The 14,839-nt window shown below is 71.0% G+C and carries 13 protein-coding genes; 6 read left to right on the top strand and 7 right to left on the bottom strand.

The window, feature by feature from the left end:
• Positions 1–28 precede the first annotated feature (28 nt).
• From OZN99_RS12285 to phaZ, 5 genes are all read right to left on the bottom strand, one after another.
• Positions 29–571, bottom strand: a complete 543-nt coding sequence (locus OZN99_RS12285) for a peptidylprolyl isomerase (RefSeq protein ID WP_270935524.1) — start codon at positions 569–571, stop codon at positions 29–31.
• Positions 572–601: 30 nt separating this feature from the next.
• Positions 602–1,105: a peptidylprolyl isomerase gene (locus OZN99_RS12280; RefSeq protein ID WP_270935527.1), complete on the bottom strand. Its 504-nt coding sequence runs from the start codon at positions 1,103–1,105 to the stop codon at positions 602–604.
• A gap of 47 nt (positions 1,106–1,152) precedes the next feature.
• Positions 1,153–1,698, bottom strand: coding sequence for a pantetheine-phosphate adenylyltransferase (gene coaD / locus OZN99_RS12275; RefSeq protein WP_270935523.1), 546 nt, complete (start codon positions 1,696–1,698; stop codon positions 1,153–1,155).
• Complete coding sequence (gene gyrA, locus OZN99_RS12270) at positions 1,691–4,522, bottom strand: DNA gyrase subunit A (protein ID WP_270935522.1); 2,832 nt, start codon at positions 4,520–4,522, stop codon at positions 1,691–1,693. The genes coaD and gyrA overlap by 8 nt, the downstream gene beginning before the upstream one ends.
• Before the next feature lie 683 nt (positions 4,523–5,205).
• Entirely contained in the window at positions 5,206–6,456 is a 1,251-nt protein-coding gene (phaZ, locus tag OZN99_RS12265; RefSeq protein ID WP_333779737.1) for a polyhydroxyalkanoate depolymerase, read from the bottom strand.
• Between the two features lie 140 nt (positions 6,457–6,596).
• Here phaZ and OZN99_RS12260 point away from each other — a divergent pair, with 140 nt between their 5' ends.
• The 3 genes from OZN99_RS12260 (at position 6,597) to OZN99_RS12250 (ending at position 9,157) form a co-directional block, all read left to right on the top strand.
• On the top strand, positions 6,597–7,271 hold the full coding sequence (locus OZN99_RS12260; RefSeq protein ID WP_270935521.1) for a glutathione S-transferase: 675 nt from the start codon (positions 6,597–6,599) through the stop codon (positions 7,269–7,271).
• A gap of 91 nt (positions 7,272–7,362) precedes the next feature.
• On the top strand, positions 7,363–7,734 hold the full coding sequence (locus OZN99_RS12255; RefSeq protein WP_270935519.1) for a methyltransferase: 372 nt from the start codon (positions 7,363–7,365) through the stop codon (positions 7,732–7,734).
• 262 nt (positions 7,735–7,996) lie between these two features.
• On the top strand, positions 7,997–9,157 hold the full coding sequence (locus OZN99_RS12250) for a benzoate/H(+) symporter BenE family transporter (RefSeq protein ID WP_270935517.1): 1,161 nt from the start codon (positions 7,997–7,999) through the stop codon (positions 9,155–9,157).
• 58 nt (positions 9,158–9,215) lie between these two features.
• Here OZN99_RS12250 and ssb read toward each other — a convergent pair whose 3' ends face one another.
• Entirely contained in the window at positions 9,216–9,761 is a 546-nt protein-coding gene (gene ssb / locus OZN99_RS12245; protein WP_270935514.1) for a single-stranded DNA-binding protein, read from the bottom strand.
• Positions 9,762–9,979: 218 nt separating this feature from the next.
• On the opposite strand from ssb, the gene uvrA reads away from it, so the two are divergent.
• Positions 9,980–12,856 carry an excinuclease ABC subunit UvrA gene (uvrA, locus tag OZN99_RS12240; protein ID WP_270935512.1) on the top strand — a complete coding sequence of 959 codons (2,877 nt, stop codon included), beginning with the start codon at positions 9,980–9,982 and terminating at the stop codon, positions 12,854–12,856.
• A gap of 3 nt (positions 12,857–12,859) precedes the next feature.
• Here uvrA and OZN99_RS12235 read toward each other — a convergent pair whose 3' ends face one another.
• Complete coding sequence (locus tag OZN99_RS12235) at positions 12,860–13,489, bottom strand: hypothetical protein (protein ID WP_270935510.1); 630 nt, start codon at positions 13,487–13,489, stop codon at positions 12,860–12,862.
• Between the two features lie 110 nt (positions 13,490–13,599).
• On the opposite strand from OZN99_RS12235, the gene OZN99_RS12230 reads away from it, so the two are divergent.
• Positions 13,600–14,340, top strand: a complete 741-nt coding sequence (locus OZN99_RS12230) for an acylneuraminate cytidylyltransferase family protein (protein WP_270935509.1) — start codon at positions 13,600–13,602, stop codon at positions 14,338–14,340.
• Positions 14,337–14,839 (top strand): hypothetical protein (locus OZN99_RS12225; protein ID WP_408611833.1); only part of this gene is annotated, 503 nt, incomplete at its 3' end. The genes OZN99_RS12230 and OZN99_RS12225, both read left to right, overlap by 4 nt.

Here is a 14,839-nt window from a genome sequence, read left to right as displayed (position 1 = left end):
GCCGGGGCCGCCCCGCGCGGGCGGCGCTTTAGGCGTCCGCGGCCGGGGCGCTGTCAACCCCGCCGGCCGGCGCCGCCGGCGCGGCCGCCGGTGCCAGGCGCATGGACTTCACCACGTCGGGCTCGCGCACCATGCCGTTCGGGCCGCCGCCGCGCTTGATGCGGTCCACCAGCTCCATGCCGGACACCACGCGGCCCCAGATGGTGTACTGGCCATCCAGGCTCGGCGCCGGCTGGAACATGATGAAGAACTGGCTGTTGGCGCTGTTCGGGTTGTTCGTCCGCGCCATGCCGCAGGTGCCGCGGAGGAATTTCGCCTTGCCGGGCGGGCTGAACTCGGCCGGCAGGTCGGGCATGTCGGACCCGCCGGTGCCGGTGCCCGTCGGGTCGCCGCCCTGCGCCATGAAGCCCTCGATCACGCGGTGGAAGGGCGTGCCGTCGTAGAAGCCACGCGCCGCCAGCGCCTTGATCTGCTCGACATGCTTCGGCGCCAGGTCTGGCAGCAGCTCGATGGTGACGGTGCCGTCCTTCAGTTCCAGCAGCAGGGTGTTCTCGGGGGCGATCTCGGTCATCGGGGGGTCCTTCGGGGAATGGGGCTGGGCTCAGGCGGTGCCGAGGCGGGCACGGATCAGCCGGTCGGGCGGCGGCGGCACCATGCCGGACTGGCCCTGGCCGCGCTTGATCCTGTCCACCGCGTCCATGCCGGCGGTGACGCGGCCCCAGATGGTGTACTGGCCGTCCAGGAACGGCGCAGGGGCGAACATGATGAAGAACTGGCTGTTCGCGGTGTTCGGATCCTGCGTGCGCGCCATGCCGCAGGTGCCGCGCAGGAAGCGCGCGCGGCTGGCCGGCACGAATTCCGCGGGCAGGTTCGGCAGGCGCGACCCGCCGGTGCCGGTGCCCGTCGGATCGCCGCCCTGCGCCATGAAGCCTTCGATCACGCGGTGGAAGGGCGTGCCGTCGTAGAAGCCCTGGCCGACCAGCGTGCGGATCCGCTCCACGTGCCGCGGCGCGATGTCCGGCAGCAGCTGGATGGTCACCGGGCCGTCCTTCAGCTCGAAGATCACGGTGTTCTCGGCGCCCTGCGCGCGGGCCACCGCGGGCATCGCCAGTGCGCCGGCGGCGCCGAGCAGGAGGCGACGGTTCATCAGGCTCATTCGGCGGCGTCCTTGTTGTCCTGGCGGTTGCGCACGCGGGCCAGCGTGCGCTCGAGCGTCAGCGGCGGCACGAAGCTCGCGATGTCGCCGCCGAGAATCGCGATCTCCTTCACGAAACGCGAGGAGATGAACTGGTTGGTCTCGCTGGCCATCAGGAAGACCGTCTCGATCTCCGGGTCCAGCCGGTGGTTCATGCCGGTCATCTGGAACTCGTAGTCGAAGTCGGTCACCGCGCGCAGCCCGCGCACGATCATCTGCGCGCCGACCTCCCGCGCGAAGCCCACCAGCAGGCCGGTGAAGGGCCGCACCAGCACCTCGCAGCCGGTGCGCGCGCCCACCTTCTCGGTCTCCGCGCGGACCAACTCCACCCGCTCCTCCAGCGGGAAGAGCGGGCCCTTGCCGGCATTGATGGCGACGCCGACCACCAGCCGGTCGAGCAGCCGCGCCGCCCGCTCGATCACGTCCATGTGGCCGTTGGTGACGGGGTCGAAGGTGCCGGGATAGAGGCCGATGCGCGGCCGGGGCGGGGCGGTCTCAGGCATTCGCGTCGGGCTCCGTCATGCCGATCGCGCCGGTCTCGGCGGCGGCCCCGGATTCGCCCGCCTGCGCCGGCTCCTCGTCGTCCACAACGGGGAAACATGAGGTCACGCGTTCACCGTCATCGAGGCGCATGATGCGAACGCCCTGACGACGTCTGCGGAGCAAACGGACCTCGTCGGCTCGCGTTCGGATCAATTGGCCACCGGTGGTCACCAGCATAAGGTGATCGCCCGGACGAACGAGAAACGCTGCCGCGACCTCACGGCCGGTGCGGAAGTTTTCACCGAAGTCGAGCTGATCGAATCCAACACCGCCGCGCCCCCGGATCCTGTAATCGTAAGCGGAAGTCCGCTTCCCAAATCCCTTCTCGGTCACGACCAACACGAACTGCTCGGCGGCTTCGAGTTCCGTAAATCGCTCAGGTGCGAGAGTGATCGCCTCGACCATCTCTTCGCCTTCCTCTAGGCGTACGGCGGTCTCGTCGGCGGCGCTGTCGCCGTTGGTGCCGCCGTCGCTGATTTCTTCGCCCAACTGTCTGCGCTTCTGAGCTGCCGCCTTGAGGTAAGCTTCCCGCTCCGCCGTCGTGAACTCGACGTGATTCAGAATGGCCAGTGAAATGACGCTGTCATCAGGCTGCAGCCGAATGCCGCGCACGCCGAAGCTGTCGCGGCCCGCGAACAGACGCACGTTCTCTGCGTCGGCTCGGAACCGGATGCAGCGGCCTTGTCGGGTGGACAGCAGAACATCGTCCCCCTCCCTGCAAGTCGCCACGCCGATGAGACTGTCGCCATCCTCCAGCTTCATAGCGATCAAGCCGGCTGCACGTACATTCCGGAAGTCCGAGAGCTTGTTCCGTCGGACGTTCCCTTGCGCGGTCGCGAAGAAGAGCTGCAGGTTCTCCCACAGCGCCTCGTCCTGCGGCAGCGGCAGCACCGCGGTCACCGTCTCGTCCTGCTGCAGCTGCAGCACCTGGCGCAGCGAACGCCCGCGGCCGGTCGCGCCGCCTTCCGGCAGCTGCCAGATCTTCTCGCGGAAGGCCATGCCGCGGCTGGTGAAGAACAGCACCCATTGGTGCGTATGCGCGACGAAGCTGCGCACGACGATGTCGTCCTCGCGCCGCCCCGCGCCGGTCCGCCCGCGCCCGCCGCGGTTCTGCGCGCGGAACACGTCGAGCGCGGTGCGCTTCACGTAGCCGTCGCGCGTCAGCGTCACCACCATGGTGCCCGGCTCGATCAGGCTCTCGTCGTCCTGGTCGGCGACGCCGTCCACGATCTCCGTCATGCGCGGCGTGGCGATGGTGGCGCGCACCGCCAGCAGCTCCTGCGACATCAGCTCCAGCCGTCGGGGCCGGGAGGCGAGGATCTCCAGCAGGTCCTTGATGGTGGCGCCCACCTCGGACAGCTCGGCGTTGATCTTCTCCCGCTCCAGCCCGGTCAGGCGCTGCAGCCGCAGCTCCAGGATCCCCTTGGCCTGGTCCTCGGTCAGCCGCACCGTGCCGGCCTCGGTCAGCACGTTGCGGTGGTCGTCCACCAGGGCGAGCAGCGGGCCGATGTCGGCCGCCGGCCAGTCGCGCGCCATCAGCGCGGCGCGCGCCGCGTTCGCGTCCGGCGCGGCGCGGATCAGCGCGATCACCTCGTCGATGTTCGCCACCGCCACCGCCAGTCCGATCAGCGTGTGGCCGCGGTCGCGCGCCTTGTCCAGGCGATGGCGGCTGCGGCGGGTGATGACCTCCTCGCGGAACTTGATGAAGGCGAGCAGCGCGTCCTTCAGTCCCATCTGCCGCGGCTTGCCCTCGTCCAGCGCGACGAAGTTCACGCCGAAGGAGGTCTGCAGCTGCGTGAAGCGGTAGAGCTGGTTCAGCACCACCTCCGGCGTCGCGTCCTTCTTGAGCTCCACGACGATCCGGAGCCCGTCGCGGTCGCTCTCGTCGCGCAGGTCGGAGATGCCCTCGATCGCCTTGGCGCGCACCAGTTCCGCGATCTTCTCGATCAGCGTCGCCTTGTTCACCTGGTAGGGGATCTCGGTGACGACGATCATGGAACGGCCGCCGCGCATCTCCTCGATGCCGGCGCGCGCGCGCAGCGGGATGGATCCCCGCCCGGTCTCGAAGGCGCTGCGGATGCCGCTCCGCCCCAGGATCAGCCCGCCGGTCGGGAAGTCCGGCCCGGGGATGATGCGCATCAGCTCCTCGAGGCTCGTCGCCGGCTCCTCGATCAGCTTCAGGGTGGCGTCGATCACCTCGCCCGGGTTGTGCGTCGGGATGTTGGTCGCCATGCCGACCGCGATGCCGCCCGCGCCGTTGACCAGCAGGTTCGGGAAGGCGGCGGGCAGCACCCGGGGCTCCTCGGCCGATTCGTCGTAGTTCGGGACGAAATCGACCGTGTCCTCCTCGATCCCCGCCAGCAGCGCGGCGGCGGAGCGGGCCAGGCGCACCTCCGTGTAGCGCATGGCCGCCGGCGGGTCGCCGTCCATGCTGCCGAAATTGCCCTGCCCGTCGATCAGCGGCACCCGCATGGAGAAGGGCTGCGCCATGCGCACCATGGCGTCGTAGATCGCCGCGTCGCCATGCGGGTGGTACTTGCCCATCACGTCGCCGACCACGCGGGCCGACTTGCGGTGCGGCCGGTCGGCGGCGTTCCCGGCCTCGTGCATCGCGAACAGGATTCGCCGATGCACCGGCTTCAGCCCGTCCCGCGCATCCGGCAGCGCGCGCGAGACGATGACGCTCATCGCGTAGTCCAGGTAGGACCGGCGCATCTCCTCCTCGAGCCCGACGGGCGCGATGTCGGAAGGCGCGTTGGGATCCTCGGGGGTGGTGTCGCTCAACTCTTCATCCTCGGAACGGCCGGGGGCCGGCTGGTGGCCCCGGCCAGGGCCTCATGCCGCGCGGAAGGCGGCGCCCCGGGCGCGCGGCAGCGCGGCGGCGTGTGCCGTCAGGCCGCCTTCGTCGCAACGCTGGCTGGGGCGGAGTCGCAGCATCCGGTGAGCCCTTGTGGAGCCCTTCATATAGGGCATCCGGGCCCCACGACCAAACCACCCCGGCCGCGGCGGGGGCACGCCCCCAGGGGAGCCTCGGAACCGCCCGATCGAGTTCACCCGGCCCGCTTCGCCCGGCTCGGTGCAGCCCCGGCGACCGCGGCGTTCAGCAGGTCGCGGGTGGCGTATTCGATGCCCGCCCAGGGCACCGGGCGACGGAGGAGTTGGTCAGCGGGATGGTGCTGGCGCCAGCGCCGTCGCTGTCGATGCGGCAAGCCCGGACGCCGGCCTCGGTGCCGGGGCACGGCGATGTCGCCGGCCAAGCGGTCCGGCGTCCCGGGCGCAGCGGCGGCCGGCCGCCGTGCCGCCTCCGGGCCCGCGAGGGGAGGCTGCATCGCCTCAGACCATCCCTGCCCCCAGTGCTGCCGGCGCCCTGCGCGCGCGCCGCCGCTCCGTCGCGGCCTCGCGCCCAGACCGGTGCAGGCGGCGTCATCCGCCGTCCCGAAGGGGCAGGATCCGGGGCGGCCGGACGCTCAGCCCTCATGCGCCTGGATCATCTCCCGGATGCGGGGGTAGATCGCCAGGGCGAAGCGCCGGCCGCTGAAGACGCCGTAATGGCCGACGCCGGTCTGCAGGTGGTAGCGCCGCATGGTGATCGGCACGCTGCGGCACAGATCGAGCGCGGCCATGGTCTGGCCGATGCCGCAGATGTCGTCCTTCTCGCCTTCCACCGCCATCACCGCCGTGCGTCGGATCGCGGCGGGGCGCACCGGCCGCCCGCGCCAGGCCAGCGTGCCCCGCGCCAGCGCATGCTCCTGGAACACGGCGCCGACGGTCTCCAGGAAGAACTCCGCCGGCAGGTCCATCACGCTGAGGTATTCGTCGTAGAAGCGCCGGTGCTGCGCGGCGCGGTCCGCGTCGCCGTCGAACAGCGCCCAGAACTGGTCCTGATGCGCCTTCACATGCCGGCCGATGTTCATCGCCATGAAGGCGGCCAGCTGCATCGCGCCCGGATAGACGCGCCGGCCGGAGCCCTTGTGGCGCCAGGGCACCGTCGCGATCAGGTTGCGCTCAAACCAGCCGAGGCCGCGGCTCGTCGCCAGCTCGTTCACCTTCGTCGGATGCTGGCGCGCATCGATCGGGCCCGCCATCAGCGTCATGCTGCGCGGCGAGGCGGGGTGGCGGTCCTCCGCCATCAGCGCCACCGCCGCCAGCACCGCCACCACCGGCTGGCACACCGCCAGGATGTGGCCACCCGGCCCGATCGCCTGCTGGAAGGCCATGACATGCGCGATGAACTCGTCCAGCCCGAAGCGCCCGGCCGAGAGCGGCACGTCGCGCGCATTGTGCCAGTCCGTGATGTAGACGTCGTGGTCCTGCAGCAGCACCTTCACCGTGCCGCTGAGCAGCGTGGCGAAGTGCCCGGACATCGGCGCCACCACCAGCACCCGCGGCAGGGGCTGGTCGATGTCCTTGCGGAAATGCACGAGGCTGGCGAAGGGCGTGCGGGCCACGACCTCCTCCTCCACCTCCACCACGCGGTTGCCGACGCGCACCGGCCCGATGTCGAAGGCAGGGCGCTCCTGCACCACACGGAAGTCGCCGAACACGCCCATCGCGGCGCGCATCGCATGCAGCCCGTCGAACAGCGGGTGGCGGCTGTCCAGGGTGCCCAGCAGCCCGGCCAGGCCCCGCGCCGCGCCGCGCATCGGGGTGAGCAGATCCTGCCGTCCCTGGAAGGCGCGATAGAGCATGTGGCGGGCCCGCCCGTGGTGGCGCGCCATCGTGCCAGAGCCGGGCCGTTCCGCAACCGCGAAGCCGTGCTAGCCTTGCTGCAGGCCAGGGAGCCCCAGGGAAGCCAGGAATGCCCGCCGCGTCCCCGCGCAGGAAAGCCTCAGCCAGCCCCGTCGCGGCCGCTCCGCCCGTGGCCGCGCCGCAGACGGTGCTGCGCATCAGCAGCCGCAACTACTCCTCCTGGTCGATGCGCGGCTTCCTGCTGCTGCGGCTGTCGGGCCTGCCCTTCCGCGTCGTGGTCGCCTCGCCCGACGATCCGTCCACGCGGGCCGAGCTGCTCAACAACTCCTCCTCCATCCTGCTGCCCTGCCTGGAGCAGGATGGCGGCATCGAGATCTGGGACACGCTCGGCATCGCCGAGCACCTGAACGAGACGGTGCCGGAGGCGCGGCTGCTGCCGGAGAACCGCATCGCGCGGGCGCGCTGCCGCGCCATCTCCGGCGAGATGCATGCCGGCTTCCACGCGCTGCGCTCCTCCCTGCCCTTCAACGTCCGCGCGCGCATCCCCGGCTTCACGGTCTGGTCGGCCGCGCGCGCCGACCTGGAGCGCATCTTCTGGCTGTGGCGCGATTGCCTGGAGCAGTGGGGTGGCCCCTGGCTGTTCGGCGCGCGTCCGACGGTGGCCGATGCGATGTATGCCCCGGTGGTGCTGCGCTGCCGCAGCTATGGCGTGGCGCTGGACGCGGCCTGCGAGCGCTACGCCCAGATGATCGAGGCCTGGCCCGACGTGCGCGAATGGGTGGCCGCGGCCCTGGCCGAGCCGGAGCAGCAGATCGCGGAGCTGGAGCTGGATGCGGAGTTCTGAGGGGCGGGCGGTACGACCTGGCGCCAGGCGGTCCGCAGGGGGCGGGACGCAGACTCCCGGCCGCGGCACGTCGTAGGATCGCCCTGGGCGGATGCCGCCCCGCTGCGGTGCCGGTCGCCGCACCCCGTTCCAGTCCGTCCCGGGCGGCGGGGACGCCTACGTCATGAAATCCGTCCTGCACGACTGGGACGACGCCGCGGCAGCCCGCATCCTGCACAGTTGCCGCCGTGCGATGCCGGCGGGGGCGAGCATGCTCGCCATCGAGCGGGTGGTCGGGCCGCCCAACGAGGACCCGAACGGCAAGTTCTTCGACCTGAACATGCTGATGCAGTACGGCGCGCAGGAGCGCACGCGCGAGGAGTTCCGGGCGCTGCTGAAGACCGGCGGCTTCGACCTCCTCGAAATCGTCGCGACCCGCTCTGCCCTGAGCATCATCGTCGCCACGCCATTGCCCGCCGGATGAAGGCGAGGAACCCAGTGCAGGGCTGATAACGCCCCGACGGGCTGCGTCGCCATCGGTCATCCGGCCGGCGGCGTCGTGCGCGTCATCCGGGCGCCGTTATCGTTGCACGGCTCGCCGGATCGTCGATATCGTCTGGCGCGTAGCGTGCGGATGCGCCCGACATATCGGATGTGTCGGCAGCACAGCGGTCCGCGTCACCGGTGGCGCGGGGCGCCGTCGGTCCGGCGTGGTCCGCGCCTGCCTGCGTGGTGCGAGGACCGCGATGTACGCGCCCATAGCCGCCGGCCTGCTGGCCGCCTTCGTCGGATTTGCCGGGTCCTTCGCGGTCGTGCTGCAGGGGCTGGCAGCCGTTGGCGCATCGCCAGCCCAGCAGGCGTCGGGGCTCATGGCTCTCTGCGTCGCCAAGGGTCTCGCAGGAATCGTGCTCAGCCTGCGCCATCGCATGCCGATCAGCGCCGCCTGGTCCACGCCGGGCGCGGCGCTGCTGGTGACGACAGGTGCGGTGGAGGGAGGCTTCGCGGCGGCGACCGGTGCCTTCCTGCTCACAGCGGTGCTTCTGGTGCTGGCGGGCTTGTGGCGGCCTCTCGGACGATGGGTGTCCACCATTCCCCCCGCGATCGCCAATGCCATGCTGGCCGGCATCCTGCTCGCGCTGTGCCTGGCACCGGCGCACGCGGTCGCCGAGGCTCCGGTCGCCGGCCTGCTGATCGTCGTCGCCTGGGCCGTAACGGCGCGGATCAAGCGCCTGCTCGCCGTTCCCGTGGCCGTGCTGGTCACGGTGGCGTTGATCGCCGCGACCGTGTCGCTGCCCGAAGGGTGGGCCGCGTCCGCCTGGCCCGCACCGGTCGCCACGCTGCCGGTGCTGACCGTCCCGGCCGTGATCGGCATCGCCCTGCCGCTCTTCATCGTCACCATGGCATCGCAGAACATCCCGGGCATCGCCGTACTAAACGTCAATGGCTACCGGCCGGCGCCGGGGCCGGTGTTCACGGCTACGGGGCTGTTCAGCCTGGCTGCCGCGCCGTTCGGGGCGCATGCGGTGAACCTGGCCGCGGTCACGGCCGCGCTCTTCGCGGGGCCGGACGCGCATCCGGACCCGAAGAGGCGCTGGATCGCAGCGGTGGTCGGCGGTGCGGGCTACATCATGCTGGGGCTGTCCGCCGGCTTCGCCGCCGCCTTCGTCTCCGCCGCACCTTCGGTGCTGATCCAGGCGGTCGCGGGCCTCGCATTGCTCGGATCCTTCGCCAGCGCGCTGCTGGCCGCCCTGTCGGACACGGAGGACCGCGAGGCGGCGACCGTCACCTTCCTCGTCGCAGGCTCAGGTCTTGCCTTTTTCGGCGTGGGTGCAGCCTTCTGGAGCCTGCTCGCAGGCCTCGGCTTGCGCGAGTTGCGGAGACGGCGAGGCGCGTTGCGCGCGCGCTGAGCAACGCCGGCGGATTCTCCGGTAAGGGCCGAACCGGCCAGCCCACCGTGTCAGGCCCCTAGAAGGGAATGTCATCATCCAGGTCGCTCTTCGCCGGCGCCCTGCTCCCGCCGCCGGAACGCGCACTGCCTCCGCCCGCGCCCCCGCGATCCCAGCCACCACCGCCACCGGACGCGCGCTCACCCCCACCCGAGGACCGCCCGCCGCCATAGCCGCCCCCAGTCTCGGCCGGCTCCCCCATCTCGCCGCCTCCGCCGCCGCGGCCGCCCACCAGCGCCAGCTCGCCGCGGAACTGCCGCAGCACGATCTCGGTCGTGTAGCGGTCCTGGCCGGACTGGTCCTGCCACTTCCGCGTCTCCAGCTGGCCCTCCAGATAGACCTCGCTGCCCTTGCGCAGGTACTTCTCCGCGATCTCGCCCAGCTTCTCGTTGAAGATCGCCACCGAGTGCCACTCGGTGCGCTCCTGCATGTTGCCCTCGCGGTCCTTGTACCGCTCGGAGGTCGCCAGCCGCAGGTTCACCACGCGGCCGCCGTTCTGGAAGTTGCGCACCTCCGGGTCGCGGCCCAGCCGGCCCAGCAAAATCACCTTGTTCACGCCGGCCATCGGTCGGAATCCTCGCGTCTTGAAGCCCCAAGGCTATCCCGCCGCCCCGCCACGGGCCAGCCTTGCGACGTTGCAGGCCGGCCGCGAACAGCGCACGGAACCACCCCTGGCAAACCCTCTTCCCCGCCCATCTATAAGGGCGTAAACCCCCTGAGAACAAGATGCGAACGCGCGGTCGTGTCCCGCCCGCGCGTCCCCCTTTGCGGAACCGGTGATCCATGAGCGGCATGATCCGCATCCGAGGCGCGCGCGAGCACAACCTCAAGAACCTCGACCTCGACATCCCGCGCGACACGCTGACGGTCGTCACCGGCCTGTCGGGGTCGGGCAAGTCCTCGCTCGCCTTCGACACCATCTACGCCGAAGGCCAGCGCCGCTACGTCGAATCGCTCAGCGCCTATGCGCGGCAGTTCCTGCAGCTGATGCAGAAGCCCGACGTGGATTCCATCGAGGGCCTGTCGCCCGCCATCTCCATCGAGCAGAAGACCACCAGCCACAACCCGCGCTCCACCGTCGGCACGGTCACGGAGATCCACGACTACATGCGCCTGCTCTGGGCGCGCGTCGGCGTACCCTATTCGCCGGCCACCGGCCTGCCGATCGAGGCGCAGACCGTCTCCCAGATGGTGGACCGCATCATGGCCATGCCGGAAGGCACGCGCCTGCTGCTGCTGGCACCGGTCGCCAAGGGCAAGAAGGGCGAGTTCAAGAAGGAACTCGCCGAGTACCAGCGCCGCGGCTTCGAACGCGTGAAGATCAACGGCACCCTGCACCAGATCAGCGAGGCGCCGAACCTCAACAAGAAGCTCAAGCACGACATCGAGGTGGTGGTCGACCGCATCGTCGTGCGCGACGGCGCGCAGTCCCGCATCGCCGACAGCCTGGAGACCGCGCTCGGCCTGGCGGACGGCGTCGCCTATGCCGAGAACGCCGACACGAGCGAACGAACGGTGTTCAGCCAGAAATTCGCCTGTCCCGTCTCCGGCTTCACCATCGAGGAGATCGAGCCGCGGCTGTTCAGCTTCAACAGCCCGCAGGGCGCCTGCCCCACCTGCGACGGGCTCGGCACCCAGGCCTTCTTCGACCCGATGCTGGTGGTGCCGGACGAGACGCGCAGCCTCAAGGACGGAGCGGTGCAGCCCTGGGCCGGCGCATCCTCCCCCTACTACGACCAGACGCTGGAAAGCCTGGCGCGGCACTACAAGCTGGCCATGACCACGCCCTGGCAGGACCTGCCGAAGGCGTTCCGCCAGGTCGTCCTGAACGGCACCGGCACCGAGGTGGTGACGCTGCGCTACAAGGACGGGTTGCGCGGCTACGACGTGAAGAAGCCCTTCGAGGGCGTGATCCCCAACCTCGAGCGCCGCTTCCGCGAGACCGACAATCCCTGGACGCGCGAGGAGCTCACCCGCTACCAGGCCGAGCGCCCCTGCCCCGCCTGCAACGGCCACCGCCTGAAGCCGGAGGCGCTATCCGTGAAGGTCGCCGGACGGCACATCGGCGAGGTCAACGAGCTCTCCATTCGCAAGTCGCGCGACTGGTTCGCCGGCGTGATGCCCACGCTGACGCCGCAGCGCGCCGAAATCGCGCGCCGCATCCTGCGCGAGATCGAGGAGCGGCTGCAGTTCCTGAACGATGTCGGCCTGGACTACCTCTCCCTCGGCCGCTCCTCCGCCACGCTGTCGGGCGGGGAGAGCCAGCGCATCCGCCTCGCCTCGCAGATCGGCAGCGGGCTGACCGGCGTGCTGTATGTGCTGGACGAGCCCTCCATCGGCCTGCACCAGCGCGACAACGAACGCCTTCTGGCCACGCTGCGGCGCCTGCGCGACATCGGCAACACCGTGCTGGTGGTGGAGCATGACGAGGACGCGATCCGCAGCGCCGACCACCTGATCGACATCGGCCCCGCCGCCGGCAAGGGCGGCGGCCGCGTCATCGCCCAGGGCACGCCGAAGGAGGTCGAGGCGAACCCGGCCTCCATCACCGGCCAGTACCTGTCTGGCGCGCGCCGCATCCCGATGCCGGAGACGCGCCGCCCCTTCGATCCGAAGCGCACCCTCAAGGTCGTCGGCGCGCGCGGCAACAACCTGAAGGACGTGACGGCGGAGATCCCGCTCGGCACCTTCACCTGCATCGCCGGCGTCTCCGGCGGCGGCAAGTCCACGCTGACCGTGGAGACGCTGTTCAAGGCCGCGTCGCGCCGCCTGATGAGCAGCGGCGAGGTGCCCGCCCCGCATGACCGCATCGAGGGGCTGGAGCATCTCGACAAGATCATCGATATCGACCAGTCGCCCATCGGCCGCACGCCGCGCAGCAACCCCGCGACCTATACCGGCCTGTTCGGCCCGATCCGCGACTGGTTCGCCGAGCTGCCGGACGCCCGCGCGCGCGGCTACGCACCCGGCCGCTTCAGCTTCAACGTCAAGGGTGGCCGCTGCGAGGCCTGCCAGGGCGACGGCGTGCTGAAGATCGAGATGCACTTCCTGCCCGACGTCTACGTCACCTGCGACACCTGCAAGGGCAAGCGCTACAACCGCGAGACGCTGGAGGTGAAGTTCCGCGGCAAGTCCATCGCCGACGTGCTCGACATGACGGTGGACGAGGCGGTGGAGTTCTTCTCCGCCGTGCCCGCCATCCGCGACAAGCTCGTGGTGCTGCGCGACGTCGGCCTCGGCTACATCCATCTCGGCCAGCAGGCGACGACGCTCTCAGGCGGCGAGGCGCAGCGCATCAAGCTCTCCAAGGAGCTGTCCCGCCGCGCCACAGGCCGCACGCTCTACATCCTGGACGAGCCCACGACGGGCCTGCACTTCGAGGATGTGCGCAAGCTGCTGGAGGTGCTGCACACGCTGGTGAAGCAGGGCAACACGGTGGTGGTGATCGAGCACAACCTCGAGGTCATCAAGACCGCCGACTGGATCCTCGACCTCGGCCCCGAGGGCGGCGAGGGTGGCGGCCGCATCGTGGCCGCCGGCACGCCGGAGGACGTGGCGCGCGTTGCCGAAAGCCACACCGGCCGCTTCCTCGCTCCCATCCTGGCCCGGGACGGCGCAGTGGCGGTGCCGGAGCCCGTGCGGAAGCGCCGGCGGGCGTGACGCCTACTGGCCGGAGCCGAACACCCAGTCGCGCGCACCTTCCGTCTGCCACTGCCCCTCGTAGCGGAACAGCGCGCTGGCGGCGCCTGGCCGGCGCGTGCCGGGGATGAAGAGCTGCGGCACGCGCAGCGCGGCGACGTCGTTGCGGGCCGTGATCCGCGTGGTCCCCGCCGCGGCAGCGGGCATGCCCGCCGGCGGCGAGAACACCCCGACCGCGCTGTTCGCCAGGCCGCGCCACGCCATCAGCGTGCCGGCCGCCTTCACGGCGACGAGGAAGTTCAGCGCGCTGCCCCATTCCGGCGGCACGCAGCACAGCAGCCGCACCGCGTAGCCCAGCGTCCGGCCATTCACCTGCGAATACCGGATCAGGTGGTCCAGCTGACGCCGTTCCAGCCACCAGCCGCCGCGCAACGCACCCTCCACCCCGTCGCCGGCGCTGGCGAAGCGATAGAGCGTGGTGCCTGCGGCGATCTCGTAGGGCTCGGGATCGACCATGCCGCCGTTGACGATGGGCACGGTGCTGCGTCCCCACGGGTCCAGCCAGATCTGGCTGGATTCGCCGAGCGATTCGCCGCGCGCCAGCCGCCGGCTGATCGGGTCGGCAAAGTCCTGCTGATTGATCGCGCTGGGCATCACGCTCCCTCCCGTCCGCGCCGGTCGATCCTGCCGCAGCACCGCGGGGCGCGGGAAGCGGGGCATGATGCCGGTGCGGCGCCTCGCCCCGCCATGCTACGCTGCCGGCCATGCGCGCCTATGCCCTGATCCCCGCCCGGTCCGGCTCGCGCGGCCTGCCCGACAAGAACATCCTTCCCATCGACGGCCACCCGCTCCTCGCCTACAGCGCGGCGTTCGCGAAGCTCATCCCGGTGGAGCGCGCCATCCTCTCCACCGACAGCCCGCACTACGCCGGGATCGGCCGCGCCTATGGCGCAGAGGCGCCGGTGCTGCGTGGCGCCGCGGCCAGCACCGACACGGCGATGGAGGAGGACATCCTCGCCGACCTCGACGCCACGCTGCCCGCCGCCGGCATCAAGCTGCCCGATGTCTGGGTCTGGCTGAAGCCCACCTGCCCCTTCCGCGACCCGCGCGCGGTGGAGCAGGCGCTGGCGCTCCTGCGCGACCGCCCAGAACTCGACTCCGTGCGCATCGTCAGCGAGGCCGATGCCCGCCTGCATCGCGTCAACGCCGATGGGTTCCTGGAGCCGCTTCTGCCCGAATGGGACCCGGCGCGGTCGAAGATGCGCCGCTCGGAGTTCCCCAAGGTCTATCAGCCCTTCAACCTCGAGGTCTTCCGCCACGAAGGCTGGCGCGCGCGCGGCAGCCTGTTCATGGGCCGGCGCATCCACCCCATCGTGCTGCCGCGCATCACCGGCCTCGACGTGGACGATGCCGACGGCTTCGAGATCATCCGCGCACTGATCGAGAGCCGGCCACGGCCCGACATCGTCGCGCGCCACATCCACCTGCCGCCGCGCGCACCGTGACGGAGCCGCCGCCAGCGACCCCCGCGGAGCTGCGCGCGCAACTCGCCGCCCTCCCGGCAGAAGCCCGGCCGGAGGCGATCCGCGAGCTGATGCGCCGGGAAGCCGCGGCCGGCCCGCCGTCCAGCCTCGTGCTGTCGCTCATCGTGTCCCACACCGCGCTGTTTCTCGATGCCTGCCGCACGCTGGAGGAGGCGCCGGACTGCCGCTTCTACGCGCTCACCGCACGCGCGCGCCTGCACAACCGGCGGGAGGAGTTCGGCGCACTCCGCAGCGTGCTGCTCGACACCATCGCCGAGCACCCGGAGGAGCAGGAGCCAAGGCGCGAATTGCTGCGCACCGAGATTCTTGCCCCGTCGCCGACGGCGGCGGAGCGCGAGCAGGCCTGGCGCCTCGCCGCCCCGGCCCTGCCGCCGCTCGCGGCCGCCTCCGCCACGCTGCAGCTGCAGGTGGCCCATGGCGAGCGGCCGCGCATCGCGCCCTTCCTGGCGATGCTCGGCCG

The sequence above is a fragment of the Falsiroseomonas oryzae genome, from assembly GCF_027856955.1.
GTDB lineage: Bacteria > Pseudomonadota > Alphaproteobacteria > Acetobacterales > Acetobacteraceae > Falsiroseomonas > Falsiroseomonas oryzae.
The sequence above is the reverse complement of the archived record's forward strand: the minus strand, read 5'-3'. Positions and strand labels throughout refer to the sequence as shown.